Genomic DNA, 23,005 nt, shown 5'->3' with positions numbered 1-23,005 from the left:
TTTCCAAGAAGTGTCTCTTTCCTCCCGGTGTGTTGGTCGTCCAGGCTCCGTAGGGGGTTGAGCTCGAACGCTGGATTCCGGTGTTCATGTAAGCCTCGTTGTCGTACATGATGTAGACGGCATCATGACCTCTCTCAAGGAAGCCGGAGAGAGCCTGAAGGCCAATATCAGCGGTTCCACCGTCTCCGGCCCAGCCGACGACCATGACGCCGTCCTCGCCCTTGACCTTGTAGCCCTGGGCCTTAAGCCCTGCCTCGATTCCGCTTATAACCGCTCCGGTTGTCGCGAAGGCCGTGTGGAAGAGCGGGGCATCAAGGGTGTTGTAGGGCCACGCGCCCGCTATGATGGTTGAACAGCAGGCTGGAATGGTAACTATCGTTTTCTTCCCATAGGCCTTGAGGACGTACCTTAAGCCAAGGGAAGCGCCGCAGCCCTGACAGGCTGTGTGGCCGGCATAGAAGTGCTCCTCAGCGGGAAGGGTTAGCCTCTTCTTAATCTGCTCGGGAATCTCCATCTTTCTCACCTCTTGAGGTGGTACCACACTACCTCTTCCTCAACCCTGCCCTTCTCAAGGGTCTTCTTCATGTCCTTGGCTATTGCCCTGACGTCGTTTACCGTGAAGTCCCTGCCACCGAGACCAACGATGTAGTCCTTCATGAGGGGCCTCGCGTCGGTGTTGAAGAGAACACCCTTGGACTCGTTGAAGAGTATTCCCTCCTGACCGAAGGAGAAGTTCCTGTCGACTACCGCTATGGCTGGGACCTCTTTGGCGAGTTCGTAGAGCTCTTCCTTCGGGAAGGGCCTGAACCAGCGGACCTTCGCCGCTCCGACCTTGTAGCCCTCTTTCCTGAGGAGGTCAACGGCCTCCTTGACGGTTCCCATGAGTGATCCCATTCCCATGAAAACTATCTCCGCATCGTCCGTCCTGTAGGTCTCTATCATCCCGCTGTAGTCCCTTCCAAACATCTCGCCGAACTCCCTGCCGACTTCTTTAATTACCTTCTTGGCCCTCTCCATGGCCATTGCTTCCTTGTACCTGAACTCGTAGTAGTCGTTTGGCGTAGCTAAAGCGCCGACGGAAACAGGGTTGTCAAAGTCGGTTAGCGTGTAGAGGGGCTCTCTCGGCGGGAGGAACTCGTCAACAAGTTCTTGCGGAATCATCTCGACGACGTCGTAGGTGTGGCTCAGGATGAAGGCGCTCTCAACGACCATGGCCGGCAGTGAAACGCGCTTGTCCTCGGCTATCTTAAAGGCCATCAGAACGCCGTCGTAAACCTCCTGGTTGTTTTCAGCGTAGAACTGGAGCCATCCCGTGTCTCTCTGTGAGAGTGAATCAGTCTGCTCGTCCCAGACGCTCCACGGTGGAGCTAAAGCTCTGTTGGCGTTGACCATAACTATAGGCAACCTTGCCCCGCTCGCCCAGTGGAGCATCTCGTGCATCAAAGCGAGACCCTGGGCGGCGGTAGCCGTGAAGACCCTCGCTCCGGTGGCGGAGGCACCTATACAGGCCGCCATGGCCGAGTGCTCGCTCTCGACGGGAACGTACTGGATGTCGGCCTCACCGTTGGCTATGAACTCGGCTATCTTTTCTATAATGCTCGTCTGGGGGGTTATTGGATAAGCGGCAACAACCTGAACTCTCGCATGGAGTGCCGCGTAAGCAGCTGCATAGTTACCACTCACAACCTTTCTAATGGGCTTGTACTCGGCCATATCACTTCTCCTCCTTCTCCATTGTTATCGCGTTGGTCGGACACTCGTTCGCGCAAATACCACAGCCCTTACAGTAGTCGTAGTCTATTGCCACGTAACCGTCTGGCTTTATGTAGATGGCCGGCTCGGGACAGAACTTCCAGCAGATGTAGCACTTGACGCACTTATCCTCGTTGACTATGGGGATGAAAGTCCTCCAGTCACCGGTAAAGTTGCTGAGAGTAGTTCCGAGGCTTATCGGCGCCTCAGGATACTGCTCCACAGAGGTGAAAACGAGCTTTTCAGCCCGGGCTTTCTTTTCCCCAAACAAGGTGTTCAACTTTACCACCACCCGCCTCGGTTAAGGAAGGGAAGAGAAGATTAGAGCTCGTAAACAACGGTCTTGTTGAAAGCTTCCTCAGCGGCCTTGGCGTTCTTCTCGCCAAGGGTTCCGGAGAAGGTCTCCTTGATGGCCTCCTGGACATATTTGAGGTCAACGATACCGGTGGCCTTGGCAACGGCACCGAGAATAGCGGTGTTGGTAATCGGAAGGCCGAGTATGTCGAGGGCTATGGTTGTAGCATCAACGAGAGCCAGCTTGGCAGGCTTCTTCTTAAGCTTCTCAAGGACTTCCTCTTTGCTCTTCTCGGTGTTGACTATGACGATTCCTCCGTCCTTAAGGCCGGCGGTAACGTCAACGGTGTCGAGAAGGCTCGGGTCGAGGACGACCACTATGTCCGGCTCGTAAATCTGGGTCTTAATCCTTATAGGCTTGTCGTCAATTCTTGTGAAGGCAGTAACGGGCGCTCCACGCCTCTCGACGCCGAAGAAGGGGAACGCCTGAACGTATTTGCCCTGCTTGAATGCTGCAGAGGCTAGAATGTTGGCGGCAGTAACAGCACCCTGTCCACCCCTACCGTGAAAACGTATCTCAATCATCTTCCCTGCCTCCTTTTGGGTTTTTCACTCTCGGTTAGTCCGAAAGGTTTATTTAGGTTTCGGTATCGTGTTAAGGAACCCTAAACAGGATTTTCTGGGTAAAGGTGAACTTTAAATTTCCCCAATGGTTTTTTCCGCTCATTGTTTCTCGAAAACTTTTTTAAGCTGACTATATAGACTATATAGCCAGTGATGGGGATGGAGGGGCTTGCAATAGCTATAATCGCAGTGGCGTTCTACATAGCGTGGAACATAGGCTCAAATGACTCCGCAAACGCCATGGGCACTGCAGTAGGTTCTGGAATCCTGAGCTTTAGACAGGCGACGCTAACGATAGCGATATTCGTTGTTCTGGGGGCATATCTTAGAGGCTACAAAGTCATGAAAACCGTTGGTGAGGGAATAGTGCCCGAGGGCTTCTTAACAATGGAGATGGCACTGCTGGCACTACTGGCCGCAGGAATCTGGGTGACAATAGCAACGGTCAAAGGTTTACCTGTTTCAACAACACAGTCGATAGTCGGTGGCGTCATCGGCGTCGGTTTAGCGATGAAAGCACCTGTGAACTGGTTCACAATGGGTAAAATAGCGGCCGCGTGGGTCATCTCTCCAATTCTTTCCGGAATTCTCGCAATGGTTCTCTACAAGTTCTACTCAAAGGTAATCTCAAGTATAAAAAGTGTTTCAACTATTGAGGCTCTCTACAAGGCCCTTGCAATACTCGGTGGCTCGTACATGGCTTTCAACTTCGGAACCAATGAAGTCGCGAACGCTTCCGGCCCGATAGTTGGAGCTGGCTTTATGGAGCCTAAGATGGCTGGCATTCTCGTTGCCATAAGCCTCGCAATAGGCTCTCTGACCTTCAGCTACTCCGTCATGCACACCGTCGGTAAGAAGATAACGGCCCTCGGACCGATTTCAGCATTCGCGGCACAGTTCGGCTCGGCAATATCAGTGAGTCTGGCCAACTTCCTCGGGCTTCCGGTCAGCTCGAGCCAGTCTATAGTAGGTGGTGTCGTTGGAGTGGGACTTTTAATGGGACAGGGGGTCGAGAAGAAAGTGGTCAGGGACATACTGTTCGGCTGGGTCGCAACGCCCCTAACGGCCATCGGGATTTCGTTCGTTCTTGTTAAGCTTTTCAGCTTTGCCGGGATGCTCTAAATCACAGCCTTCTTATCTTTACATCCATTTTTGTCAGTTCCTTCAGCATCCCGGTCTGGATGTAAGCCCGAATCCTCGTAACGTCTCCATAATCAACCGACAGAATCTCGCCAACAGAGCTCAGAAGGGCCATCACAGCTGGAACCTTCTCCGGGTTCTCGATGACAATCTCAAAGGCCCCATATTTTGGAAGCCTGAGGATTGTCCTCTCAAGGATTTCGTAGAGTTCATCAAGCTTCCTCTCCTTTGCAGAGACCCGGGCAACGCCCTCTATTAAGAGCCCAACCCTCTCGCTGAGCTCCTTCAAAAGCCTAACCTTCTCATCGGCGTCTTCCCCTTCAATCAAATCCACCTTGTTGAGAACTACGATTATCGGCTTGCCGAGGGCCTTGAGCTCCCTCAGAACGTCCACAGAAGCCCTGAACTTCCGCGCTATTTCGCGCCATGGTTCACTCGAGTCGAGAACGAGGAGTATTACGTCCGACTTTACAATCTCCTCCAGCGTTGAATGGAAGGCCTCAACTATGAAGGGTGGAAGCCCATCTATAAAACCCACGGTGTCAGTTAAGAGGACCCTCTTTCCCGAGAGCTTGAAGCGCCTCGTGGTTGTGTCAAGGGTTGTGAACATCTGGTTTCTGGCCTCAACGTTCTCTCCAGCCAAAGCGTTGAGGAGCGTTGATTTGCCGGCGTTTGTATAGCCAGCCAGAGACACGAGGATAAAGCCGAACTCTTCCCTCTTCTTTCTCCGCACTTCCCGCTCGGCCTTGACCTTCTCAAGCTCCTTCCTTATCTTTCCCATCCTGTAGCGGATGTGCTTGAGGTACTGCTGGGTCTGGTACTCGCCCATCCCCTTGAAACCGGCCCTGTCACCGAGTTTGATTCGCCTTATCGCCTCCTTCACGAGTGGAACTTCATACTGGAGCGAAGCCAACTCAACCTGAAGTTTGGCCTCCTTTGAGTGCGCCCTCTTTTCGAAAATCTCAAGGACAAGTTGCCACCTGTCCATTACCTCAACCCTAAGCTCTTTCCATAGATTGTAGGCCTGACTCGGGGTTAAGCGGTTGGCGAAGATGACTTTGTCGGGCTTGAACTCCCTGACGAGCTCCTTAAGTTCCTCCAGCTTTCCCCTTCCGATATTATAGCGGGGATGCTCATCCCTGTTCTGTTCGATAATCGAGAGAACCTCGTAACCAGCACTCCTGATGAGCTCCTCGAACTCCACTTTGCTTAACCTATCCTTTCGCGAGTATCTAATGACGCCGATGGCTTTCATCGTTGGCCCATGAGATAGAACCTTAATAACCCTTTGGGCTAAGCTTAAATCCTAACACGCCGTAATACGTAGGGGGACGACTATGCTGGGTTTGACGCTTCTTGCCGTGCTGAAGGGTGGCGATATAATAATCGACAAAGAGGGTATCAGGAAGGACTTACTCACCTGGCACCTCAAAGAGGTTAAGGCCCTTGCGGAGCAGTACGACAAGGCCTTTAGGATACTCTTCGAGCTCCTGAGGGATGAAAACCCCCACGTAAGGACAAACGCCATTCAGGTTTTAACCGACATGCTCTCCGAGGGAAAACTTGAAGGCGAGAGAAAAAAGCTTGCCCTAGAGGGCGTGCTCGAGCTTGTAAAGGACGACGATGAAAGAGTAGCACTAAAAGCCCTCGAGTTTATAAACGCTCTCCTCGAAACTGGTGAGCTCAGTGATGAAGAATACGAGAGAGTTACGGACACCCTAAAAGAGGTCGTCAAGTCCGGGGTTCCCATACTGGGCGAATACGCGGCCGAAGGGCTTGGAAAACTCGGTGCAAAAGTCGCGAAGATAGCCTACAAGATAATCCGCTGGCTGTTCTCCCTCATTGGCTCAAGTAAGAAGAAGGAAGTCCAGAGCGCCGCGATAACAGCCTTGACTGAGATGGCAATGAAAACTGAAGACAGGAAAGTCCTGAACGAAATCTTTGAGGGTGTCGCAGACCTTTTAGCTCATCCCGACCCTTACGTGGTTGAGAGAGCTCTGTACTCAATTGAGAGGATGCTCTCACGCGAGAAGGAGATAAGCACAAGGAACAAGCTGAAAGCCATAACCCGGATAAAAGAGCTGAAAGGTGACGTTAAGCTTGGCCTTAAGGCTTCCCAGGTCCTCGAAAAGCTCGAAAAGAGCACCGTAACAAAAGAAGAGCTGATAAGCGAGACGGACGCAAAGAAGAGAATGGAGATAACACAGTACAGCATAGATGACGTTGAAAGGTTATTAGACGCTGGAAAGACGGAGATAGTTGCTGAAATGGCAAAGCTAGACCCGGATGTGATGGATAAGGTTCTAAGCATGCTCGAAAGCGAGGACTACAGCAGAAGATTAGATGCCCTATGGATTGTGACCAGGCTGACGAGTCACCTGACGCCGAGCGATGCCTACCGGATTCTGCCCGTTCTAGGAGACTTCCTGAAGAGCAAGAACCCGTGGGCGAGGGAAACAGCTGCAAAGGTCTTGGCTGACATCTACGCCCTCTACCCAGGAACTTCGAAGTTCTTCACGAGCTTGCTTGATACACTCCTCAAGTCCGGAAAGGAGAGAGATGTAGAAGGGGCAATCGAGCTAATGGCCAGACTCTCAGACAGGATATCCTCAAAGGAGATGCTGTCAGGAATGCTAAAGCTCATTCTGAAATTACTAGACGACAAAAGAACGAGAGGAGTTACCCTGAGAGCCATTGCAAGGGAAGCCCAGAAAATACTCGACCTCGATACCGAGGACATTTTTATACTGCAGGATAAACTAAAGGAAGTTTACGGAACAGATGGTGGTAAGTACGACGAGATAATAGCCGGACTGATAGACGTGATAGACGATATTCTCAAGATGCGCAGGCAGGGGATAGTGCCAACGAGTAGTTAAAAACTACTGGTTCAGGAAAACCTTAAGGACTTCCCTCATTCATATTATTTCGGTGATTTCCGTGGAGTACTCAGAGGTTGAGGTCAAGCTTAAGGAAATCGAAGAGCTCCTCGACAAACTTGGAAAAGAGCACCCGAAAGAGATTGCCGCCTTCTCGAGGTTCCTCCGTGAGACCCTTGACAACAAGGCACTAACAACGCGCGAGAAGGAGCTCATAGCACTCGCCCTTGGCATTTCAGCCGGATGTGAGTGGTGCATCTACCTCCACACTCAGAAGGCACTTGAAGCTGGAGCAAAGCCCGAGGAACTCATCGAGGCAGGCCTTGTCGCAGTTCTCATGGCGGGTGGTCCTGCATTAATGCACCTCATCCCGCTGATGAAGGCAATAGAGAAGTTCGAAAAAGAATGATTACTCACCTGTCAGCTTAAGTATGGCCTCCGCTATGTCCCCTTTCGTTTCTTTCAATGCCTTGAGTGCGGTTTCCCTGTCAACGCCAGCCTGCTCCATGACGAGCTGGACATCTTCCTCCGGAATCTCAAGGACTTCCCTAACTTCCTCGCTTCCCGGAACAATCTGATAGGTCTTCTCACCCTGAACCACCATGACCGTGACAACGGGATCTTTGAGAACTATTTCCTTGCCCTCAAGTCTCAAAACTACCTCATTAACACCCTCAAGCTCCTCCATTTTTATGCCGAGCTGTCTCATGAGCTTCTTCATCTGCCTCGGGTTCATCCCCATCATATCTACCACCTGCTCTGGTTTGTCCCCATTCTTAAAAAGGTTGGCGGAAACTTTACAACGAATTCCATCAAATTTATGGGGGAATAAAAATGCCACTGCCCGGACCTCCACCAGCTGGAGGAACAATAACTCCGAAGGGGCTCATTTTTGGGTTTATAGCGATTGTCATCATGATAATCTTAGTTTACTTACTCACTGTCTATTTTGAGAAATATGCCGAAAGAAAGGAGAAAGAAATAGAGGAGGAGCTTAGAGAGCTTGAGGACGGGGGAGATGTTTTTTAATCCCTAAAAGCCAGCTTGAGGAGAGGTGGGGTAACGAGGGTGCTGAGGAATATCATGAGGACAATTACGAGATATGCATCGCTTCCAACTATGCCGGCCTTCATTGCTATCGCCAGCATTGCCAGTTCAACTCCCATCCTAGGAATCATCCCCACACCAACCCTAAGGGATTCCCTAGCGTTCATACCACTAATCAGGGCCCCGACTCCACAGCCTATTACCTTGCTCGCTATTGCCACGAGTGCAAACAGCAGGGCAAAGAGGCCAGCACTCCTCAAATCCTTCACAGGGATGTTCATACCCACATCGACGAAGAACAGCGGAACGAAAACGGAATGGGCTATTATCCTTGCGTGCTCAAAAATCGGCTTCCTGAACTCCGTCTCGCTGAGTGCAAGACCGAGGAGGTAAGCACCGAGTATTGAGGCGAGGTTCATGTGCTCGGCGAGGTATGCAAAGCCGAAGAGGGCCGCCATCGAGAGTGTAACGGTAGAGTCGGCAAAGCCTATCCTGACGACCTTCCTGAGGGCATAGTCAAGAACCCTCGGCATAACGAAGACCATGACCGCTATAAAAACCCCAACCTTAACGAGGATTTCCACGAGACTGAGAACGCTAACCCCACCGGAGACGAGCGATGATATGACGACCGTTAGAACGATTATGCCGAGTATGTCATCAACTATCGCGGCAGTTAGGATAGTCGTTCCCTCTCTGCTCTTAAGCCTGTCCATTTCCATAAGAACCCTGACGGTTAAGCTAACACTCGTGGGAGTGGTAAGGGCACCGTAAAGCAGGGCCTGGTCAAAGCCTTTGAAAGGGTAAGTCACCGCAAAGCCCATGGCAAAGGCAACGACAACGCCGACAAAGGCCACCGAAAAGCCACTCTTCCCGGCCTGCCTCAACTCCTCCACACTGCTCTCAAGACCCGCCAAGAAAAGGAGCATGAGAACGCCTATCATGGAGATATCCTTCACTTCCTCCGTTGGCGGGAAGGCCAGCCCAAGCAGTATTCCTCCAACTATCTGACCGAGAACAACTGGCTGTCCGATTCTCGAAAAGAGCCAGCCAAAGGTTTCCGCCGTGAGTAGCATAAGTGCAAGGTAAAGTATCAGTTCAATCAACTTTCCTCACCGTGCGAAAACCCTGAGGAGCCTTATAACGCTCTGGGCAGAGAACGTTCCAACGACCTTCTTTTTCTCAACGACGGGAAACTGCCTTACGCCTGTCTCAAGCATCATCCCCAGGGCATAGCCGAGAGTATCGTGGGGAGAAAGCGTTATCGGCCTCGGGTTCATTATCTCCTTAACCGGCCGGTCCCAGTCAAAGTGAGCCTCTTTAAGTGCTTCAAGCCCAACGAGAACGTAGTCTGAAGGAGGTAGCAGGAGATTTATGATTTCATCAACGGAAATAAAGCCCAGCAACTTTCCGGATTCATCCGTTACCACCGCGCAGGTTCTGTGTTCGAGACCCTTTATCAGGTCCTCAATCCTGTCCTCTGGTTTTAGACGTAAGAACTTCTCCTCCATAGCCAACCTTATGGGCATCTTGGACAGCTTTGCGATGTTAAGTTTTGGCCTTTCCCCATTCTCGCTGGTCACTGAGGACACCTCCAATCAAATTAAATCTGAGCTAAAAGTTTAAAATATTTGAGTGAAGAGTGGGAAGAATTAAAACCAAACGGGTTCAACCTTATTCGGGGAAGTGCGATGTCTCCTCGTTGGCCCTCATAATCCTCTGTCTGTACTCTTCGTACTTCCTTCTAGCTTCCTCGGCCTTCTCCTTCTCGCCGAGGTACTCGTATGCCTCCGCCACGTGCTTCCACCACATCGGGTCCTTCTCAGCTTCCTTCAGGCAGTATTCGAGGAACTTCTGGTAAGCTTCCCTCGCGAGTTCTTCCATACCGAGTTTTCTAGCTATGTTCCCAACGTCCTCCCAGAAGACGCCTTCCTCCTCGGCTTCCTTTTTGTAGTACTCAAGGGCTTTCTCCCATGCTTCTCTAGCTTTTTCCTCGTTTCCAAGTTCCTCGTAGAGCTTGGCAACGTCCTCCCAGAACCAGGGCTCTTCCTCGGCGTACTTCTCAAGGGCTTTCGCTGCTTTCTCCATGTTTCCAGCCTTCTTCCAGTACTCGTGGGCCTCCTTTAGGTAGTAGGTGTCCTTCTCCTTCTCGTAAAGTTGCTCGTAGAGCTCAGCGGCCTTCTCGTATTTGCCAGCCTTCTCGTAGGCCCACGCCGCGCTCTCAAGCCAGCCAAGCTTGAGGTACATCTCAGCGGCCTTTTCGTAGTTTCCAGCTTTTTCGTATTTCCTCGCGGCCTGCCTGTAGCGACCCATTTTCTCAAGCTTTTCAGCCGGGCGGAAACGGTCAGCTATGCTCAAATCAGGCTCGCTGATGTACCAGATTCCAAAGGCGAAGAGGAATATGAAGAAGGCTATTATCCCCCCAACTATCTTGAGATTCCGCCATGTTAAAACAAGGTACGAGCCGTAGCCCGCAATAGCGGTCAGAACGGCGAGGATTACTCCATACTTCCAGCTCTCGGCGTAGAGTGTCAGAGCCGTAAAGAACAACAACGCAAGGGTAAAGCCAACGAATCCAATTGCCAGAATCACCTGGAGAAGCTTTATCCAGCCCCACTTATAGACGATGAACCCTGCAACGCCTAAGACTGCAATCAGGAAGCCTATTATATAGGCTTTCAGCTTGTCCATTCTTTCACCCCCTCGAGTTCGAGTAGGAACCTCTTCTCCTCAATTCCAGAGCTGTAGTGGCCTATGCCGTCGCTGGCCACGACCCTGTGACAGGGAACGATTATTGGATAGGGATTCCTTTTCATCGCCCCGCCAATAGCTCTCGGCGACGTTTCCAGGGCCCTGGCAAGGTTACCATAGGTTATAACGGCCCCTCTTTTAACGTTTTTTGTGAGCCATTCGTAAACCCGCCTCTCAAAGGGCGTTATCCCCTCAAAGGAAAGCTCCTCCAGGGCCTCTTCGTTGTCAAGGTCGCCGACCATAACTCGGTAAACCAGCCCCGTGTAGTTGCTCGGCTGGACGTCGAGGGAAAGGCTTACCCCCCTCTTCCGAAGGAACTCCGCTAGATTACTAACTCTCTCCAGCAGTTTTCCCCTCGTGAAGGCGAAGCTTACCCCCTGAATCCTCCCGTGAAAGATTACACCAACCCAGACGTCCCGGCCGTTGACATTAAACCTCTCAATGGAGAGCATTCAACATTCCTCCAGCCTTTTAACGGCCCTTCTAAGGGGTCCGATTAGGGTGTGAACTTCCCTCCCGTAGAGGAAGGCCCTCCCTACAGCCTTCCTGAAGACCTTGATAAACACCTCTCTTCTCTCCCGGTCCCTGGGATAGTTGAGAACCTCTAACAACCTCATCCATATTCTAACCAGCTCCTCCTTTTCGCGGGCTGTGGCGGGCTCAAGGGAAAGCTCCCTTGCCGGCGTTTCCTTAGCTAATTCATAGAGGATTATCGCAACGGCCTGGGCCAGGTTCATGACTGGATAATCTTCGCTCGTGGGGATTGTAACGACCAAGTCCATCGCCTCGAGTTCCTCGTTCTTCAGGCCGATGCTTTCCCTCCCAAAGAAGAGCCCGACCTTACCTGGGTAGCCATTAAGGGTTTCTCTAAGCTCCCATGGATACAGAGGAGCGCGGTAGGGTATGAAACCCCTGCCCGGCTTTCCGGTCGTTCCAACGGTTAAATCGAAGAGCTCAAGCGCTTCCTCAAAGTTCTCAAGCACGAGGGCATTTTCAAGAACGTCCCTCGCATGAACCGCGTACCTGTAGCTCTCCTCAGTTACGTTCGGGTTTATCAGGACTAACCTCGAAAGGCCGAAGTTCTTCATCGTCCTTGCCACCATGCCCACGTTGGCCGGCCCCTCTGGTTCAACGAGAACTACCGAGAGCATCGGTATGCATTTAAGGTGGACTCTTTAAACGCTTGCGGTGGGAGCATGTACGGACTCGCTTACGTTCCCATGGTAATCCCGGCGATAAAAAAGAGGGCAAGGCCCTTTTCGGCCGGAGCCCTGCTCACGTTTTCAGCGACGTATCCACTGGAGGAAAAGGCCAGATACGGCCTGGTTCTGGCTTCCTTCTTTCTACTAGCACTCGGCTGGCCCTACGAGAAACAGTCCGTCAGGTTCTGGGAGCGCTTTCTCAACGCTACACTCAGTGGAACCGGGCTTGCAATTGCCCTCGGCCTTTACAACCTCGGGAGATGGGAGGCAATCCTTGGGGTCACCGTTCCGTTCCTCCTCGTGAGGAACAGGGTCCTATCTTCCTTCGGCCTTTTGCCTGTCTCTGCGCTCTACCTTATCGGAGCTTACCGGGTTCCTGAGAACATCAAGCTGGCGCTCTTCGTTGGGGTTTACCTTTACTCGCTCAACCACCTTAGAAAGCTCCTGAGGTGATAGGATGAGGATTTACGTGCTCGGAGCCGGAAGCATAGGTTCCCTTCTCGGAGGTCTTTTGGCTAGGGCTGGAAACGACGTCCTCCTTATCGGCCGGGAGGAGCAGGTAAGGACCATAAATGAGAGGGGGCTTAAGGTTACAGGTGTTGAGGAATTCACTGTCAATGTCAAAGCCTCGCTGTATGCTCCGAACGAACCACCCGACTTACTGGTTCTCTCGACCAAATCGTACTCAACGAAAAGCGCCCTTGAGTGCGCGAGAAACTGTATTGGCGATGGAACGTGGATTCTAAGCGTTCAAAACGGTCTCGGCAACGAGGAGCTAGCGATGAGGTACACCGAGAGGGTAATCGGAGGAATAACAACCAACGGGGCCATGCTTGAGGAGTGGGGAGTTGTTAGGTGGACTGGAAAGGGGATAACTGTCATAGGGAAGTACCCAACGGGGAGGGACGACTTCGTTGAAGAGGTAGCCAAGGTATTCAACGACGCTGGGATAGATACCAAAGTCACGGAAAACGCAATAGGCTGGAAGTGGGCGAAGGTCATAGTTAACTCGGTCATAAACGGCCTCGGAACCGTTCTGGAGGCCAAGAATGGCTTGCTGAGAGAAATCCAAGAACTTGAGGGAATCTCCGTGGAGATAGCGAGGGAGGGCTGTATCATTGCCCAGCAACTTGGGATAGAGTTCGAGGTTCACCCCCTTGAACTGCTCTGGGACACGATAGATAGAACCAAGGACAACTACAACTCAACCCTGCAGGATATATGGCGCGGCAGGAAAACCGAGGTGGACTACATACACGGCAAAATCGTTGAGTATGCAAACGCTGTTGGCCTCGAAGCGCCGAGGAACGAACTCCTATGGGCACTCATCAAGGCGAAGGAAAACCTAAATAGGGGTTCAACCAATCTATAAGCGGGGTGTGGAAATGGCCATCTTCGGGGGTAAGGAAAGCAACGTTTTTGAGGCAATAGATAGGCACTTGGAAGTTGTTTACGAGACCGTTAAGGCATTCGAGATGCTCATCGACTCGTACCTCAACGGTGATTTGGAGAAGGCGAGGGAGCTTGAAGGGGAGGTCACAAGGCTTGAGAGTGAAGCGGACAAGCTGAGGAGGAGCATAGAGCTCATGCTCTACGAAGGGGCTTTTCTTCCTGCGAGTAGAGGCGATTACGTCAGGCTGAGCGAGTTAGTGGACCAGGTGGCGGACGCGGCCGAGAGCGCTGCACACACGCTTATCCTTGCCAAGCCCCGGGTTCCGGAGGAGTTGAAGGACGAGATAATGGCCCTCGTCAGGGAGGCCGTGAAGACCTATGAGAAGCTTATGGAGGCAGTGAAAGCTCTCAACGAGGACGTTGACAAAGCACTGGAGCTCGCCAAGGAAACAGAGGACCTCGAGGAGAACGCAGACAGGGTTGAATACAGGCTCAAGGCCATGGTCTTCGACAGCGAGAGCATAACAACATACGCAAAGCTAATATGGAACCAGGCAATCACGAAGGTTGGCGATATAGCCGACCGGGCGGAAGACGCTTCCGACCAGGTCATGCTGATGGCAATAAAGAGAAGGGGATGATAGCCATGGTTAAGGTTCTCGTCGCGGCACCGCTTCACGAGAAGGCCGTTGAGGTTCTAAAAAAAGCGGGTTTTGAGGTTCTTTATGAGGAGTATCCTGATGAAGATAGGCTAATTGAGCTTGTAAAGGACGTCGAAGCGATAATAGTGAGGAGCAAGCCAAAGGTGACGAGGAAGGTAATAGAAAATGCCCCCAAGCTCAAGGTCATTGGAAGGGCTGGAGTTGGTCTCGACAACATAGACCTCGAAGCGGCAAAGGAGATGGGAATCAAAGTCGTCAACAGCCCAGGAGCCTCAAGCAGAAGCGTCGCGGAACTCGTCTTCGGCCTGCTCTTTGCTGTTGCCAGAAAGATAGCCTTCGCAGACAGGAAGATGAGGGAAGGCGTCTGGGCCAAGAAGCAATGCCTCGGCATAGAGCTGGAAGGAAAGACCATCGGAATCATCGGTTTCGGGAGGATAGGCTACGAAGTTGCAAAGATAGCCAACGCCTTTGGAATGAAGGTCCTCCTCTACGACCCGAGACCGAACGAGGAGAGGGCAAGGGAGGTAAACGGAAGGTTCGTACCCCTTGAGGAGCTCCTGAAGGAGAGCGACGTCGTAACTCTACACGTCCCGCTTATAGAAGCCACCTACCACCTCATAAACGAGGAGAGGCTTAAGCTCATGAAGCCGACAGCTATACTCATCAACGCCGCCAGGGGTGCGGTCGTTGATAACAAAGCACTCGTCAAAGCCTTAAAGGAGGGCTGGATTTACGGCGCTGGATTGGACGTCTACGAGGAGGAGCCCCTTCCAGAGGACCACCCGCTCACAAAGCTCGACAACGTTGTTCTCACTCCCCATATAGGTGCCTCAACGGAAGAGGCGCAGATGCGCGCTGGAGTTCAGGTGGCGGAGCAGATAGTCGAGATTCTGAAGGGCTGAGCCTTTTTCCTTCTCCTTTCCCTACAACGTTTACCAGAACGCTGGTAAAGTCCCGTGCAAAAGTTTTACAGTATGGTAGTGAAGTTTTGAACGAAAGTTTTGCAGTATGGTGGAAAACTTCTCGTCTCGTTTTTAAACTCTCACGTCGAACTTTTTAATTTCAAAACCAACCTTTGACAGATAAATGTCATCGCTCGTTGGAGCTCTCGTCAAGGCGATAGGACTCGCCGTAACGAGGATTCTAGAGGGTCTTTCAAGGAGGTAGAAGAACTTTGGTGATGCAATATCCTTGGGGTTCATCCGGCTGAAGGAAGGCGAGACGACCTTTACCACATCAATGGCCCCTATGGGTCTTTCTCAGCTAGAACAAGGGGGAAGGCGTCGACGCCACCGAAGGCCTTGAAGACCAACGCCTTGCCCTCCATCACAGGGAGAGCTCCAAGGGGGCCGATGTCGCTGAGACTCAGCACGCGGGTTCCGTCGCTTATCACCGCAACGGTGTTGCCCCTGTTGGTGTATTCAAAGGCCTTATCCAGTTTTTGGCTATCTCTCTAGAAACCCCGGCCACTCCGGGCGTGTAAGCCAAGGGTTTTCCCTGGTGAAGAGGACCTTCGTGATGACCTCGATTTTACCGTTGCCCGAAAGGTTGTCCCTGTGAAAGCTTCTCGCGTCCATGGAACCACCGGATTGATTAGCATGTAAAAGTTAAAACATCTTCAGACTCATAAACAGAGTTAAAAAGAAAACGGTAAAACGGTCAGGGGCCGATTAGCTCATCACGACTCAGCCACCTACCCTCACATCATCCCAGGCTAAGGGCCTCCCTCACCCAGAGGGGGATGAGACCTATTTTGGGAAACACGAGTTCGGCTTTAGCCTCCACAGCATAGGCAGGAACACAGCCAGAGATGTAACCATCGGGGAGACGGACCTCAAGCAGACCATCAGGGGTCGGATACGGCGGGTCGGGAACCGGGTTGTTGTCCCCCCAGGTTACGAAGCACGTTTCGGGCTTTCCATCTATCTTAACGGTGTAGATGTAGCGAACGCGATGAATTATCGGATACTCATAACCGGGACGCTTGTAAACCACGACGTCACCAACTTTAACCTGATTCGGGTTTGTAACCCCCTTGAGAAGCACCACATCCCCGCGGTAAAAGACCGGCTCCATAGACCCGCTGACAACTATAACCAGAGGCGAATCCGTGTGAAGGGCCACTCTAAGGCCGGCCTGGATTCCGAATACCACCACAATAGCCACCAAAAACCAAGCTACCTCCTTCTTCCACTCCTCCATGCCAAGGCCTCCATATACGTTGCGATTTTAACCGCTATCGCACCTATAGCCGTGCATGTCTCAAGACTGACCCTCTTCCCCGTGACGTCCATATGATAGCGCGCCAACTTAAAGGTTTCCTTCGGAAGACCGTGTCTTCCGAGCCCGATGAGGAGGAGAAAACGCTCGCCCCTGAGAGCCCTCTCAGCCAGTTTGAGGGGTGTTATTTCCTTTTCAGGGAAAGGCCTTCTCGTCGTTGCAACGGGGGTTCCGAACTGAGGAGGGAAACCCTTTCCAGGGAAATCGAGGAGGTGGAAGCGGTTCGTTCTGGCGAGCTCGAGAAGGTATCTCCCGCCCTCACCTATCGTCGTTGACTCACTCACCTCCTCGGCAACCTCACTAGGCTTTCCCTCAAGCGGAAACCCCACGAGGGCGAGGTGAAAACCGTAGGCATATGCTATGGGCGCGGAGCGGGCTATGGCCCTGATGTGGGCCTCGTGGAGTTTTCTAACGTCGTAGGTGTTGTAAAGAGCCAAGGTTAGCATCGGCATGATTGGAAAAAACCTGAGAAGGTTTATAAGGGTTTGGAAACTAACTAAAGGTTGCTATGGCCGACCTAGAAGAGATTAGGGCTCTCGCAGAAAGGGGCCAGTTTGAGGATGCCCTGGAAAGGGTTTGGGAACTGGAAGATGAAGTTGACCAGATTGAGGCCCTCGTTGACGTTGCCCTAACTATAAGGCGCAGAGGCGGGCCTGAGGGCTGGATTCCCGGAATACTCGAGGATGCCGAGTATATAGCGGAGCACTCAAAGAACCCGTACGTAAGGGCCATAGGCTACGGAATGGTCGCCTTCGCCTTCCACGCCCTCGGCTACTACAAGGAAGCATCGGAAACCTTCAACACGGCAATTGATGAAGCCGGGAAAATAGAAAACCCCCTCCTGAGGGGGACTGCCATAGCGACGATAGCCTACTACGTTGCCACAACTGGGGACGCTAAAACGGCGATAGGGCTCTTTGACGTTGCCTTCGACGTTATAGCAAGGGCAGAGGTCGAATACAGGGCTAAAGTCGATGGACTTCTCAAGATAGCGGAGCTCATGGAAAAAGCTGGGGATGAACTTTTCGCGAAGAGCGCCGTTGGTTTCTACAGGACGGCCTTTGACATCTTCGACAAGCTCCACGTAAACCAGCGGGCAGGAGTTACCGAGAAAAAACTCCAGCTGGCGGAGATAATGAGCGAAACGGGGTTACCTGAAGTAAGGCGTGCCCTGCTGGAGGGACGCTACCGCTACGCTCTGGCCCTAATAAGGAAGAAGTTCAAGGGAGCATCTAGGCTAATCGGAGAACTTGAAGCGGCCCTCTGGATGAAGAGAGTAAATGAGCCGACGTACGTCGATGTCGTAGAGAATACCCTCAGAGAGGCAGGAAACGTCGAGCTCTCACCGGCAAGCGCCCAGAGAGTAGCGATGCTTCTGACCCAGCTCGGAAGCCTGAGGGAAGCGCTGACCTTCGCAGAGATGATTGACGACCCCGGAAGAAAGAGCAGTGCACTCAGGGGGATAGCAATGGCATTAGCTGAAAGGGAGGAATACGAGAAGGCAAGAAAAGTCGCTGAAACAATACCCCTTCCGGAAGTCAGGGCGGAAACCTTAAGGGACATCGAGACCATGTCCCTTGGGTGAGCCCATGATTTTCGATGCGCACTCGGATTTGCCGACCTTCATCTACGACGAGAGGAAAGCCGGAAAAACTCGCGTCCTCGAGGACAACTACGGGAAATTCTTCAACGGCTGGGTTAGTTCGAGGGTTATGGCGATATGGACGAGGCCCGATAAGAGGAAGGAGGCAACCGTTTACGGTCTCGAGGTTCTCAACGCTTTTCTTAGGGATTTGGAAGAAAGCGAGCGCTTCGAGCTCGTGGGGAACGTTGGAGAGATGAAGAAGGTAATTGAAGAGGGAAAGACTGCCCTATGGCTCGGCCTCGAAGGCGGGGAACCGATAGGCGAGAGCCTCGACCTTCTGGAAGTCTTCTATCGCCTCGGCCTTAGGGTTCTAACCCTAACGTGGAGCCTAAGAAATGCTATAGGCGACGGCGTCTTCGAGAGAACCAACGGCGGGCTTACAAACTTCGGTGTCGAAGTGATTGGTAAGGCAGAGGAACTCGGTATAGTTGTAGATTTAAGCCACATCAACGAAGCCGGCTTCTGGGACGCTCTCGATGTTACCTCCTTCCCTGTCATAGCGTCACACTCCAACGCGAGGAAGCTCTGCGACAACAGGAGAAACCTGACGGACGAGCAGTTGAAGGCGATAGCCGAAAGGGACGGCGTTGTTGGGGCCGTTGCGATACCGGGCTTCGTGGACAACGAAAAGCCAACGCTCGATAAGTACCTGGAGCATATCACTTACATGGCCGACCTCATCGGTTATAGGCACGTTGGCCTCGGCTTCGACTTCGTCTACTATCTCAAGGGCTGGAGCGGGAAGAGCGTTGAGGGATTTGAGGATGAATCGAAGATTCCCGCGCTGGTTAAAAAGCTCAAGGAAAAGTTCAGCGAGAAAGAGGTTAAGGCAATAACCTTCAAGAACTTCGAGAGGGTTTTTGAAAGAATAACCTAAGGTCTCCTGAGGAAAGAAGGCAGCCTCAAATGGCTCCTGCTGTTTGAAAATTTTACGAAGCCAAGGAATCTGGTTTCACCGGTCAGTTTAACGGAGAGCATCCCGAGAACCCTGGAGCGCTCGAACGTTGAGCGAAATGACTCCGTGCTCAGTTCGGCCTCAAGGACTGGAGGCCTATATACGCCGAACATTATGTCTAGTTCCTTGTCGGAGGCTCCCTCAGCCCGGCCTTTTTTAAATGCTTTAAATGCCTGGGGAAAAACGTTTCTCCTTTCTGCATCCCTGAAAACGTGCTCTTTAAGTTCCCTCGACCAGCCACTCCAAGCCAAATGCCCGGCATAGCCAAAGAAGTATCCGAGGAGGTAAGCCTTTCTAACGGGGTTCTTCTCCGATAGTATTTCGGCGAGTGTTACAGGTTTACTACGGAAGCGTCTCCTCATATTAGCGGCCCCCTGATAGAGAGTCCCCGTGAGCCAAATTCAACACGATACATTCTCGTCTCGTGGTTGGTCCTGCGCATCTTGAGAACCTGGATAGCCCTAACCATTTTAACGCCATCGAGGTAGTAGTGAAGCATTATGACGCCGTCAACGAGGTAGTGCTCCTCGGTATAGCGGTCGAGCTCAGTGAACTCTGCAACGAGAATGCTCGTTATGCCAAGGCTCTCAATCGTCCTCAAAAACGTTGCCAGTTCCGCCCTCTTCTCAGCTGGGTCGGTCGTCGGAAAGTCTATGGCAGTCAGAGGGTCTATAGCGAGACGCGAAATTTTGGCTTCCCTCGCCAAATCCTTTATCCTGAACATGACGCTACTCCACTGGGGTGGCTTGGCGGTCGAGCCCCAAAGTTCCTTTCCAAGGTCATAGAGAATGAGGTTCCCGCGGGCTATGTGGTCCCTGACCTCGGGGTCAAAGCGCTCGAAGTCCTTGACGACCTCCTCAGGGTTGTGAACGAGTGAGATGTAAGCCACTCTCTCGCCGTTCCTAGCCCCCTCAACCAAAAACTGCATGGCGAAAGTTGTCTTTCCGCTTCCAGGAGGCCCAGTAACGAGGTAGGCCTTTCCTGGAATAAAGCCCCCCTCGATGAGCTCATCAAAGCCAGGAATTCCGGTGCGAACCCTCTCGCTGGCTCTCATCCTATCATCCTCCCACTTATAAACGATTGGGGCAAAACTATATAAAAAGATGTCCCAACCCGGGCGAGGGAAGGGTATGGATGCGTACTTTTTAACGTCCCCGGATGCGAGAAGACTCCTGCTTTTCAATGGCCCTGTAAAGCTCAACCTCGACCTCAGGAAGACCAACAGAACGTGGATGATAGATAGGGATGGAAACGAGTTCGTATTCCCAGACGGCACGAGGGTTCCGAAGGAGGTAATCGAAAAAATAGCGAGGGACGATAAGAGCGTGTACTTCATCAAAAACGGGAGAGTTTACAAGGCGGCGATAACGGGTAAGGGTTTCTACAAGCTCGTCCCGACGATTCCGCCGACGATAGAGATAAACGGCATAAGGATGCATCGCACGAAGGAGGTAAACCCCCTTCAGGACACGAGGAACAAAGTGAACACGGTGAAGCCGAAGGAAGGTGAAACGGTTCTGGACACCTGCATGGGGCTGGGTTACACTGCTATAGAGGCCTCAAAGCGGGGGGCGTACGTTATAACTATTGAAAAGGACCCCAACGTGATTGAACTCGCGAGAATAAACCCGTGGAGCAGGGAGCTCTTCACAGGTGGAAAGATACAGATTATCCTGGGAGACGCCTTTGAGGTTGTAAGGAAGTTCAACGATGAGAGCTTTGACGTGGTAATCCACGACCCACCGCGCTTCTCGCTGGCTGGACAGCTCTATTCGGAGGAGTTCTACCGCGAGCTTTTCAGGATTTTAAAGCCCGGAGGAAGGCTTTTCCACTACGTCGGCAACCCGGGGAGGAAATACAGAAGGAAAGACCTGCAAAAAGGCGTTATGAAACGCCTCAGGAAGGCAGGCTTCGTTGGAGTTAAGCGCGTTGAGGAAGCCCTCGGCGTTGTGGCGAGGAAACCTTCCATCATACGAGAACAAAGCCCCTAAAGGCAACCCTGGTTCCGGGCTTTAGTTCCTCTGAAAACATCACATCGGAGCGAACTTCCCGCCTGATTGCGTAGACACTCGACGACTCAAGTTCAACCGAACCCAACCTAACGGTCAGAACCTTGAGGGACTCATCGGGGACAGTAGCAAGAAAACCCGAGTACCTTTTGCCGGTTTCAACGTCCTCAAAAGTGCCTAGATAGGTCTTTGGCTCCCCATAGGCCAAACCAACGACGGCGAGCCCTTCAAAGACTTCCTCAGCAACGGTTCTAAGATATGCGAGCTCTTCCAACCTGTTCCAAGGTTTCCCAACCGTGAACTCAAAAACACCCGGGCTTATCCTAGAGTCAACCTCCACGCTCCTCTCAAAGACCAAGTCATTTCCTACGCCAAAAACCCTAAACCTTGCGACCATGGACGTTAAAACCCTTCAGCTTTTATAAGTTTTTCGATAAATATCGGTAAATTTAAAAAAATTTTCGAAAAAGACTGTAGAAATGGAAATCATTTTAGAACCATCTCAACGTCGAAGCCCTCCTCATACTTCCTCAGCTTCCTCTCGAAGAACTCGACGAAGAGCTTATAGCGCTTCGAACGGTGTTTTGGACTCCCCCTTATGCTGTGCCCGTGTGCACCGCGCTTGAAGACGGCTATGTAGGCCTCCTTGCCCATGTCCCTGAGCACGTTGTAGAACATTAGGCTCTGGTCGAGGGGACAGCGGTAGTCCTGGAGGCTGTGAATCAACAAGAGTGGAGCCTTAACGTTCTTCGCGTAGAATAGTGGGCTTAATTTGCGGTAGTTATCGTTTTCGAACGGGTTGGGGCCTATCACTTCCACGTCGTACCAGAGGCCTATGTCCGAGAAGGCGTAGCTCGTCAGCCAGTAGCTTATGCCGTTTTCACTTATTCCCGCCTTGAAAAGGTCGCTCTGCGTTAGAGCCCAGTTCGTCATGAAACCGCCGTAGCTTATGCCTGTTATTCCAACGCGCTCCTTATCCGCTTGCGGCTCGAGCTTAAAGAACTCCTCGATGCCGTTGAGAATATCCTCAAAGTCCTCCAGACCTGTCCTTTCGAGGACTCTAAGCGCGAAGTCTTCGCTATAGCCGTCGCTACCGCGCGGATTGACAAAAACCACGTAGTAGCCTTTATTCGCCATCAGCTGCATCTCGTAGACGAAGCGGTTGCCGTACATTCCCTTTGGCCCGCCGTGGACGAAAACGATGACGGGAGCTTTCTCTCCTTCCTCCAGCTCGGGTTTAAGATACCAGCCGTCTATCTCCAAGTCTTTGCTCTTGAACCTGAAGTGCCTCGGCTCAAAGGTCTTAAGCCTAGTGAATATCGGCCCGTTGTAGTCAGTAAGCTGTTTGAGCTCACCGTCGTAGAGGTAGAGCTCGCCTATCCTTGTTGCCGTCATTATGAGGAGCAGTGCCCTTCCGTTGCTAGCATCTAGGCCGTAAATCCAGTGGTCTCCAACGACGACTCTCTCGGCACTACCATCCCAGAGCCAGAGGTGAACGCTACCGGCATCGGGGGTCAGGAAGTAAACCTTCCTGTCGGTAAGTTTCGCGCTCCAGACGTTGAGCGGGCCCTCGTAGACCGGCCTGAGCTCGCCGTCGTAGATGTAAAGCCAGTCATGCTCGCTGATAAACTTCTTTTCTTTTTTACCCCTCAGGAGAACGGCCTTCCCGTCGGAATCAATGGCCTCAAAGGAAACGCGCTCGAAGAGCCTCTCTTCCTCCCCGTCCTTCCAAAGGTAGATGTCCCAGAACTTGAAGAGTGCCGGCTTTGAACCCTCGCGGTGCGGGACGTTGATGACTATACCATCACCGTGCCAGAGACCGCTGGAAAAGCGGGGCTTCTCGAACTCCTCGATGATTTCCTCGCTCTCCGTGTCGAGAACCCAGAATGTCGTCTTCTCCCCGTCAAGAAAGCCCATGTTGTCGAACCAGAAGGGAACTTCGCTGTCGAAAACGAAGTCCTCATCATCGTGCCTCTTGAAGCCGACTACAAGGAGCCTTCTCGAATCGGCGTTCCACTGGATTGAGCGGATGTTTTTAGCTGAGAGAACCCTCTTGGAGCTCATCGTTTCAAGCTCGGCAACCCAGACCTCGGTTTCCTTCTTCTCCTCATTGGGCCTCGTGAAGGCGAGCTTCTTTCCATCCGGGGATAGCCTTGGCATGGAAGCGTTCTCGATGAAGCGCCTTGAGCCCGTTTCAAGGTTCTCAACGACAACAGTGCTCTCGTATTTGTCCTCCTTCATGTTCACCTTCGTCAGAGTGTAGGCTATCTTCTCCCCTTCAATCCTCGGGTCGTTCAGGTAGGCAAAATGAGAAAAGGTCTTCTCGTCCCATTCGATACTTTTCATAACGTTATCACCAAACTATGAGAAACA

31 protein-coding genes are annotated in these 23,005 nt (G+C 52.1%); 11 read left to right on the top strand and 20 right to left on the bottom strand.

What is annotated here, in order from left to right:
• The 4 genes from F7B33_RS01725 to F7B33_RS01710 all read right to left on the bottom strand — a co-directional run.
• On the bottom strand, positions 1 to 514 hold a 514-nt coding region (locus F7B33_RS01725; RefSeq protein WP_297072783.1), incomplete at its 3' end, for a thiamine pyrophosphate-dependent enzyme.
• Positions 515 to 519: 5 nt separating this feature from the next.
• Positions 520 to 1,713, bottom strand: a complete 1,194-nt coding sequence (locus tag F7B33_RS01720; RefSeq protein ID WP_297072781.1) for a transketolase C-terminal domain-containing protein — start codon at positions 1,711 to 1,713, stop codon at positions 520 to 522.
• A 1-nt stretch (position 1,714) separates the two neighbouring features.
• Positions 1,715 to 2,032, bottom strand: coding sequence for a 3-methyl-2-oxobutanoate dehydrogenase subunit delta (locus tag F7B33_RS01715; protein ID WP_297063367.1), 318 nt, complete (start codon positions 2,030 to 2,032; stop codon positions 1,715 to 1,717).
• 41 nt (positions 2,033 to 2,073) lie between these two features.
• Positions 2,074 to 2,631, bottom strand: a complete 558-nt coding sequence (locus tag F7B33_RS01710) for a pyruvate/ketoisovalerate ferredoxin oxidoreductase subunit gamma (protein WP_297063333.1) — start codon at positions 2,629 to 2,631, stop codon at positions 2,074 to 2,076.
• 198 nt (positions 2,632 to 2,829) lie between these two features.
• Between F7B33_RS01710 and F7B33_RS01705 the strand changes: the two genes are divergently transcribed.
• Entirely contained in the window at positions 2,830 to 3,792 is a 963-nt protein-coding gene (locus F7B33_RS01705) for an inorganic phosphate transporter (protein ID WP_297063365.1), read from the top strand.
• 1 nt (position 3,793) lies between these two features.
• Here the strand turns inward: F7B33_RS01705 and hflX are convergent, their stop codons facing one another.
• A complete protein-coding gene (gene hflX / locus F7B33_RS01700) occupies positions 3,794 to 5,065 on the bottom strand; it encodes a GTPase HflX (RefSeq protein ID WP_297072779.1) in 1,272 nt (423 codons plus the stop codon).
• 82 nt (positions 5,066 to 5,147) lie between these two features.
• Here hflX and F7B33_RS01695 point away from each other — a divergent pair, with 82 nt between their 5' ends.
• Complete coding sequence (locus tag F7B33_RS01695) at positions 5,148 to 6,689, top strand: hypothetical protein (RefSeq protein WP_297072777.1); 1,542 nt, start codon at positions 5,148 to 5,150, stop codon at positions 6,687 to 6,689.
• 61 nt (positions 6,690 to 6,750) lie between these two features.
• The gene (locus F7B33_RS01690; protein WP_297063327.1) at positions 6,751 to 7,098 is read left to right on the top strand and encodes a carboxymuconolactone decarboxylase family protein; all 348 of its coding nucleotides are present in this window, start codon (positions 6,751 to 6,753) and stop codon (positions 7,096 to 7,098) included.
• Here the strand turns inward: F7B33_RS01690 and F7B33_RS01685 are convergent, their stop codons facing one another.
• Positions 7,099 to 7,434: a nascent polypeptide-associated complex protein gene (locus tag F7B33_RS01685; RefSeq protein ID WP_297072787.1), complete on the bottom strand. Its 336-nt coding sequence runs from the start codon at positions 7,432 to 7,434 to the stop codon at positions 7,099 to 7,101.
• A gap of 89 nt (positions 7,435 to 7,523) precedes the next feature.
• Here F7B33_RS01685 and F7B33_RS01680 point away from each other — a divergent pair, with 89 nt between their 5' ends.
• A complete protein-coding gene (locus F7B33_RS01680) occupies positions 7,524 to 7,718 on the top strand; it encodes a hypothetical protein (RefSeq protein ID WP_297063325.1) in 195 nt (64 codons plus the stop codon).
• Here the strand turns inward: F7B33_RS01680 and F7B33_RS01675 are convergent.
• From F7B33_RS01675 to F7B33_RS01655, 5 genes are all read right to left on the bottom strand, one after another.
• Complete coding sequence (locus F7B33_RS01675) at positions 7,715 to 8,839, bottom strand: cation:proton antiporter (RefSeq protein ID WP_297072785.1); 1,125 nt, start codon at positions 8,837 to 8,839, stop codon at positions 7,715 to 7,717. The genes F7B33_RS01680 and F7B33_RS01675 overlap by 4 nt on opposite strands.
• A gap of 9 nt (positions 8,840 to 8,848) precedes the next feature.
• The gene (locus F7B33_RS01670) at positions 8,849 to 9,319 is read right to left on the bottom strand and encodes a CBS domain-containing protein (RefSeq protein WP_297066278.1); all 471 of its coding nucleotides are present in this window, start codon (positions 9,317 to 9,319) and stop codon (positions 8,849 to 8,851) included.
• A 91-nt stretch (positions 9,320 to 9,410) separates the two neighbouring features.
• Positions 9,411 to 10,427, bottom strand: coding sequence for a tetratricopeptide repeat protein (locus tag F7B33_RS01665; RefSeq protein WP_297066281.1), 1,017 nt, complete (start codon positions 10,425 to 10,427; stop codon positions 9,411 to 9,413).
• Positions 10,415 to 10,939 carry a methylated-DNA--protein-cysteine methyltransferase gene (gene otg, locus F7B33_RS01660; RefSeq protein WP_297072775.1) on the bottom strand — a complete coding sequence of 175 codons (525 nt, stop codon included), beginning with the start codon at positions 10,937 to 10,939 and terminating at the stop codon, positions 10,415 to 10,417. Before otg ends, F7B33_RS01665 begins: the two co-directional genes overlap by 13 nt.
• A complete protein-coding gene (locus F7B33_RS01655) occupies positions 10,940 to 11,638 on the bottom strand; it encodes an RNA methyltransferase (RefSeq protein WP_297064590.1) in 699 nt (232 codons plus the stop codon).
• Positions 11,639 to 11,683: 45 nt separating this feature from the next.
• Here F7B33_RS01655 and F7B33_RS01650 point away from each other — a divergent pair, with 45 nt between their 5' ends.
• Genes F7B33_RS01650 through F7B33_RS01635 form a run of 4 tightly spaced genes read left to right on the top strand, consistent with a single transcriptional unit; the run spans position 11,684 to position 14,645 of the window.
• The gene (locus F7B33_RS01650) at positions 11,684 to 12,142 is read left to right on the top strand and encodes a hypothetical protein (protein WP_297072773.1); all 459 of its coding nucleotides are present in this window, start codon (positions 11,684 to 11,686) and stop codon (positions 12,140 to 12,142) included.
• A gap of 4 nt (positions 12,143 to 12,146) precedes the next feature.
• Positions 12,147 to 13,061, top strand: coding sequence for a 2-dehydropantoate 2-reductase (locus F7B33_RS01645; RefSeq protein ID WP_297072771.1), 915 nt, complete (start codon positions 12,147 to 12,149; stop codon positions 13,059 to 13,061).
• Positions 13,062 to 13,074: 13 nt separating this feature from the next.
• Positions 13,075 to 13,722, top strand: a complete 648-nt coding sequence (locus tag F7B33_RS01640; protein WP_297072769.1) for a TIGR00153 family protein — start codon at positions 13,075 to 13,077, stop codon at positions 13,720 to 13,722.
• Positions 13,719 to 14,645 carry a hydroxyacid dehydrogenase gene (locus tag F7B33_RS01635; RefSeq protein ID WP_297072767.1) on the top strand — a complete coding sequence of 309 codons (927 nt, stop codon included), beginning with the start codon at positions 13,719 to 13,721 and terminating at the stop codon, positions 14,643 to 14,645. The genes F7B33_RS01640 and F7B33_RS01635 overlap by 4 nt, the downstream gene beginning before the upstream one ends.
• Positions 14,646 to 14,777: 132 nt before the next feature.
• Here the strand turns inward: F7B33_RS01635 and F7B33_RS10195 are convergent, their stop codons facing one another.
• The 5 genes from F7B33_RS10195 to F7B33_RS01620 form a co-directional block, all read right to left on the bottom strand.
• Complete coding sequence (locus tag F7B33_RS10195) at positions 14,778 to 14,978, bottom strand: hypothetical protein (RefSeq protein WP_366927511.1); 201 nt, start codon at positions 14,976 to 14,978, stop codon at positions 14,778 to 14,780.
• Positions 14,979 to 14,989: 11 nt separating this feature from the next.
• Positions 14,990 to 15,136 (bottom strand): hypothetical protein, encoded by a 147-nt coding sequence (locus F7B33_RS10190; RefSeq protein ID WP_366927510.1) that lies wholly within the window; start codon positions 15,134 to 15,136, stop codon positions 14,990 to 14,992.
• Between the two features lie 52 nt (positions 15,137 to 15,188).
• A complete protein-coding gene (locus F7B33_RS10185; protein ID WP_366927509.1) occupies positions 15,189 to 15,320 on the bottom strand; it encodes a hypothetical protein in 132 nt (43 codons plus the stop codon).
• Positions 15,321 to 15,447: 127 nt separating this feature from the next.
• Entirely contained in the window at positions 15,448 to 15,945 is a 498-nt protein-coding gene (locus F7B33_RS01625) for a signal peptidase I (protein ID WP_297064605.1), read from the bottom strand.
• On the bottom strand, positions 15,921 to 16,469 hold the full coding sequence (locus tag F7B33_RS01620) for a DUF531 domain-containing protein (RefSeq protein WP_297064645.1): 549 nt from the start codon (positions 16,467 to 16,469) through the stop codon (positions 15,921 to 15,923). Before F7B33_RS01620 ends, F7B33_RS01625 begins: the two co-directional genes overlap by 25 nt.
• Positions 16,470 to 16,531: 62 nt before the next feature.
• Between F7B33_RS01620 and F7B33_RS01615 the strand changes: the two genes are divergently transcribed.
• Both F7B33_RS01615 and F7B33_RS01610 read left to right on the top strand, forming a co-directional pair.
• A complete protein-coding gene (locus tag F7B33_RS01615; RefSeq protein ID WP_297064608.1) occupies positions 16,532 to 17,608 on the top strand; it encodes a hypothetical protein in 1,077 nt (358 codons plus the stop codon).
• 4 nt (positions 17,609 to 17,612) lie between these two features.
• Positions 17,613 to 18,545 (top strand): dipeptidase, encoded by a 933-nt coding sequence (locus F7B33_RS01610; protein WP_297064610.1) that lies wholly within the window; start codon positions 17,613 to 17,615, stop codon positions 18,543 to 18,545.
• Here the strand turns inward: F7B33_RS01610 and F7B33_RS01605 are convergent.
• Both F7B33_RS01605 and F7B33_RS01600 read right to left on the bottom strand, forming a co-directional pair.
• The gene (locus tag F7B33_RS01605; protein WP_297072765.1) at positions 18,542 to 18,985 is read right to left on the bottom strand and encodes a hypothetical protein; all 444 of its coding nucleotides are present in this window, start codon (positions 18,983 to 18,985) and stop codon (positions 18,542 to 18,544) included. The genes F7B33_RS01610 and F7B33_RS01605 overlap by 4 nt on opposite strands.
• On the bottom strand, positions 18,982 to 19,677 hold the full coding sequence (locus F7B33_RS01600) for an RAD55 family ATPase (protein WP_297072763.1): 696 nt from the start codon (positions 19,675 to 19,677) through the stop codon (positions 18,982 to 18,984). Before F7B33_RS01600 ends, F7B33_RS01605 begins: the two co-directional genes overlap by 4 nt.
• A 76-nt stretch (positions 19,678 to 19,753) precedes the next feature.
• On the opposite strand from F7B33_RS01600, the gene F7B33_RS01595 reads away from it, so the two are divergent.
• The gene (locus tag F7B33_RS01595; protein ID WP_297072761.1) at positions 19,754 to 20,614 is read left to right on the top strand and encodes a methyltransferase domain-containing protein; all 861 of its coding nucleotides are present in this window, start codon (positions 19,754 to 19,756) and stop codon (positions 20,612 to 20,614) included.
• On the opposite strand, the gene F7B33_RS01590 is transcribed toward F7B33_RS01595, so the two are convergent.
• A complete protein-coding gene (locus F7B33_RS01590; protein ID WP_297064621.1) occupies positions 20,592 to 21,029 on the bottom strand; it encodes a hypothetical protein in 438 nt (145 codons plus the stop codon). The genes F7B33_RS01595 and F7B33_RS01590 overlap by 23 nt on opposite strands.
• Before the next feature lie 89 nt (positions 21,030 to 21,118).
• Complete coding sequence (locus F7B33_RS01585) at positions 21,119 to 22,978, bottom strand: S9 family peptidase (RefSeq protein WP_297072758.1); 1,860 nt, start codon at positions 22,976 to 22,978, stop codon at positions 21,119 to 21,121.
• Between the last annotated feature and the right edge of the window lie 27 nt (positions 22,979 to 23,005).

The organism is Thermococcus sp. (genome assembly GCF_015523185.1).
GTDB lineage: Archaea > Methanobacteriota_B > Thermococci > Thermococcales > Thermococcaceae > Thermococcus.
Note: the sequence above shows the minus strand (reverse complement) of the source record. Positions and strands in the feature narration are given on the sequence as shown.

What these genes read in the sequence shown, in the direction of transcription:
- F7B33_RS01595 (WP_297072761.1), top strand. Translation starts at nt 19,754, where the DNA reads ATGGATGCGTACTTTTTAACGTCCCCGGATGCGAGAAGACTCCTGCTT.
- F7B33_RS01665 (WP_297066281.1), bottom strand. Translation starts at nt 10,427, where the DNA reads ATGGACAAGCTGAAAGCCTATATAATAGGCTTCCTGATTGCAGTCTTA.
- F7B33_RS01615 (WP_297064608.1), top strand. Translation starts at nt 16,532, where the DNA reads ATGGCCGACCTAGAAGAGATTAGGGCTCTCGCAGAAAGGGGCCAGTTT.
- F7B33_RS01645 (WP_297072771.1), top strand. Translation starts at nt 12,147, where the DNA reads ATGAGGATTTACGTGCTCGGAGCCGGAAGCATAGGTTCCCTTCTCGGA.
- F7B33_RS01585 (WP_297072758.1), bottom strand. Translation starts at nt 22,978, where the DNA reads ATGAAAAGTATCGAATGGGACGAGAAGACCTTTTCTCATTTTGCCTAC.
- F7B33_RS01650 (WP_297072773.1), top strand. Translation starts at nt 11,684, where the DNA reads ATGTACGGACTCGCTTACGTTCCCATGGTAATCCCGGCGATAAAAAAG.
- F7B33_RS01590 (WP_297064621.1), bottom strand. Translation starts at nt 21,029, where the DNA reads ATGGTCGCAAGGTTTAGGGTTTTTGGCGTAGGAAATGACTTGGTCTTT.
- F7B33_RS01625 (WP_297064605.1), bottom strand. Translation starts at nt 15,945, where the DNA reads ATGGAGGAGTGGAAGAAGGAGGTAGCTTGGTTTTTGGTGGCTATTGTG.
- F7B33_RS01710 (WP_297063333.1), bottom strand. Translation starts at nt 2,631, where the DNA reads ATGATTGAGATACGTTTTCACGGTAGGGGTGGACAGGGTGCTGTTACT.
- F7B33_RS01635 (WP_297072767.1), top strand. Translation starts at nt 13,719, where the DNA reads ATGATAGCCATGGTTAAGGTTCTCGTCGCGGCACCGCTTCACGAGAAG.
- F7B33_RS01655 (WP_297064590.1), bottom strand. Translation starts at nt 11,638, where the DNA reads ATGCTCTCGGTAGTTCTCGTTGAACCAGAGGGGCCGGCCAACGTGGGC.
- F7B33_RS01705 (WP_297063365.1), top strand. Translation starts at nt 2,830, where the DNA reads ATGGAGGGGCTTGCAATAGCTATAATCGCAGTGGCGTTCTACATAGCG.
- F7B33_RS01695 (WP_297072777.1), top strand. Translation starts at nt 5,148, where the DNA reads ATGCTGGGTTTGACGCTTCTTGCCGTGCTGAAGGGTGGCGATATAATA.
- F7B33_RS01640 (WP_297072769.1), top strand. Translation starts at nt 13,075, where the DNA reads ATGGCCATCTTCGGGGGTAAGGAAAGCAACGTTTTTGAGGCAATAGAT.
- F7B33_RS01685 (WP_297072787.1), bottom strand. Translation starts at nt 7,434, where the DNA reads ATGATGGGGATGAACCCGAGGCAGATGAAGAAGCTCATGAGACAGCTC.
- F7B33_RS01680 (WP_297063325.1), top strand. Translation starts at nt 7,524, where the DNA reads ATGCCACTGCCCGGACCTCCACCAGCTGGAGGAACAATAACTCCGAAG.
- F7B33_RS01610 (WP_297064610.1), top strand. Translation starts at nt 17,613, where the DNA reads ATGATTTTCGATGCGCACTCGGATTTGCCGACCTTCATCTACGACGAG.
- hflX (WP_297072779.1), bottom strand. Translation starts at nt 5,065, where the DNA reads ATGAAAGCCATCGGCGTCATTAGATACTCGCGAAAGGATAGGTTAAGC.
- otg (WP_297072775.1), bottom strand. Translation starts at nt 10,939, where the DNA reads ATGCTCTCCATTGAGAGGTTTAATGTCAACGGCCGGGACGTCTGGGTT.
- F7B33_RS01620 (WP_297064645.1), bottom strand. Translation starts at nt 16,469, where the DNA reads ATGCTAACCTTGGCTCTTTACAACACCTACGACGTTAGAAAACTCCAC.
- F7B33_RS10185 (WP_366927509.1), bottom strand. Translation starts at nt 15,320, where the DNA reads ATGGACGCGAGAAGCTTTCACAGGGACAACCTTTCGGGCAACGGTAAA.
- F7B33_RS01605 (WP_297072765.1), bottom strand. Translation starts at nt 18,985, where the DNA reads ATGAGGAGACGCTTCCGTAGTAAACCTGTAACACTCGCCGAAATACTA.
- F7B33_RS01720 (WP_297072781.1), bottom strand. Translation starts at nt 1,713, where the DNA reads ATGGCCGAGTACAAGCCCATTAGAAAGGTTGTGAGTGGTAACTATGCA.
- F7B33_RS01600 (WP_297072763.1), bottom strand. Translation starts at nt 19,677, where the DNA reads ATGAGAGCCAGCGAGAGGGTTCGCACCGGAATTCCTGGCTTTGATGAG.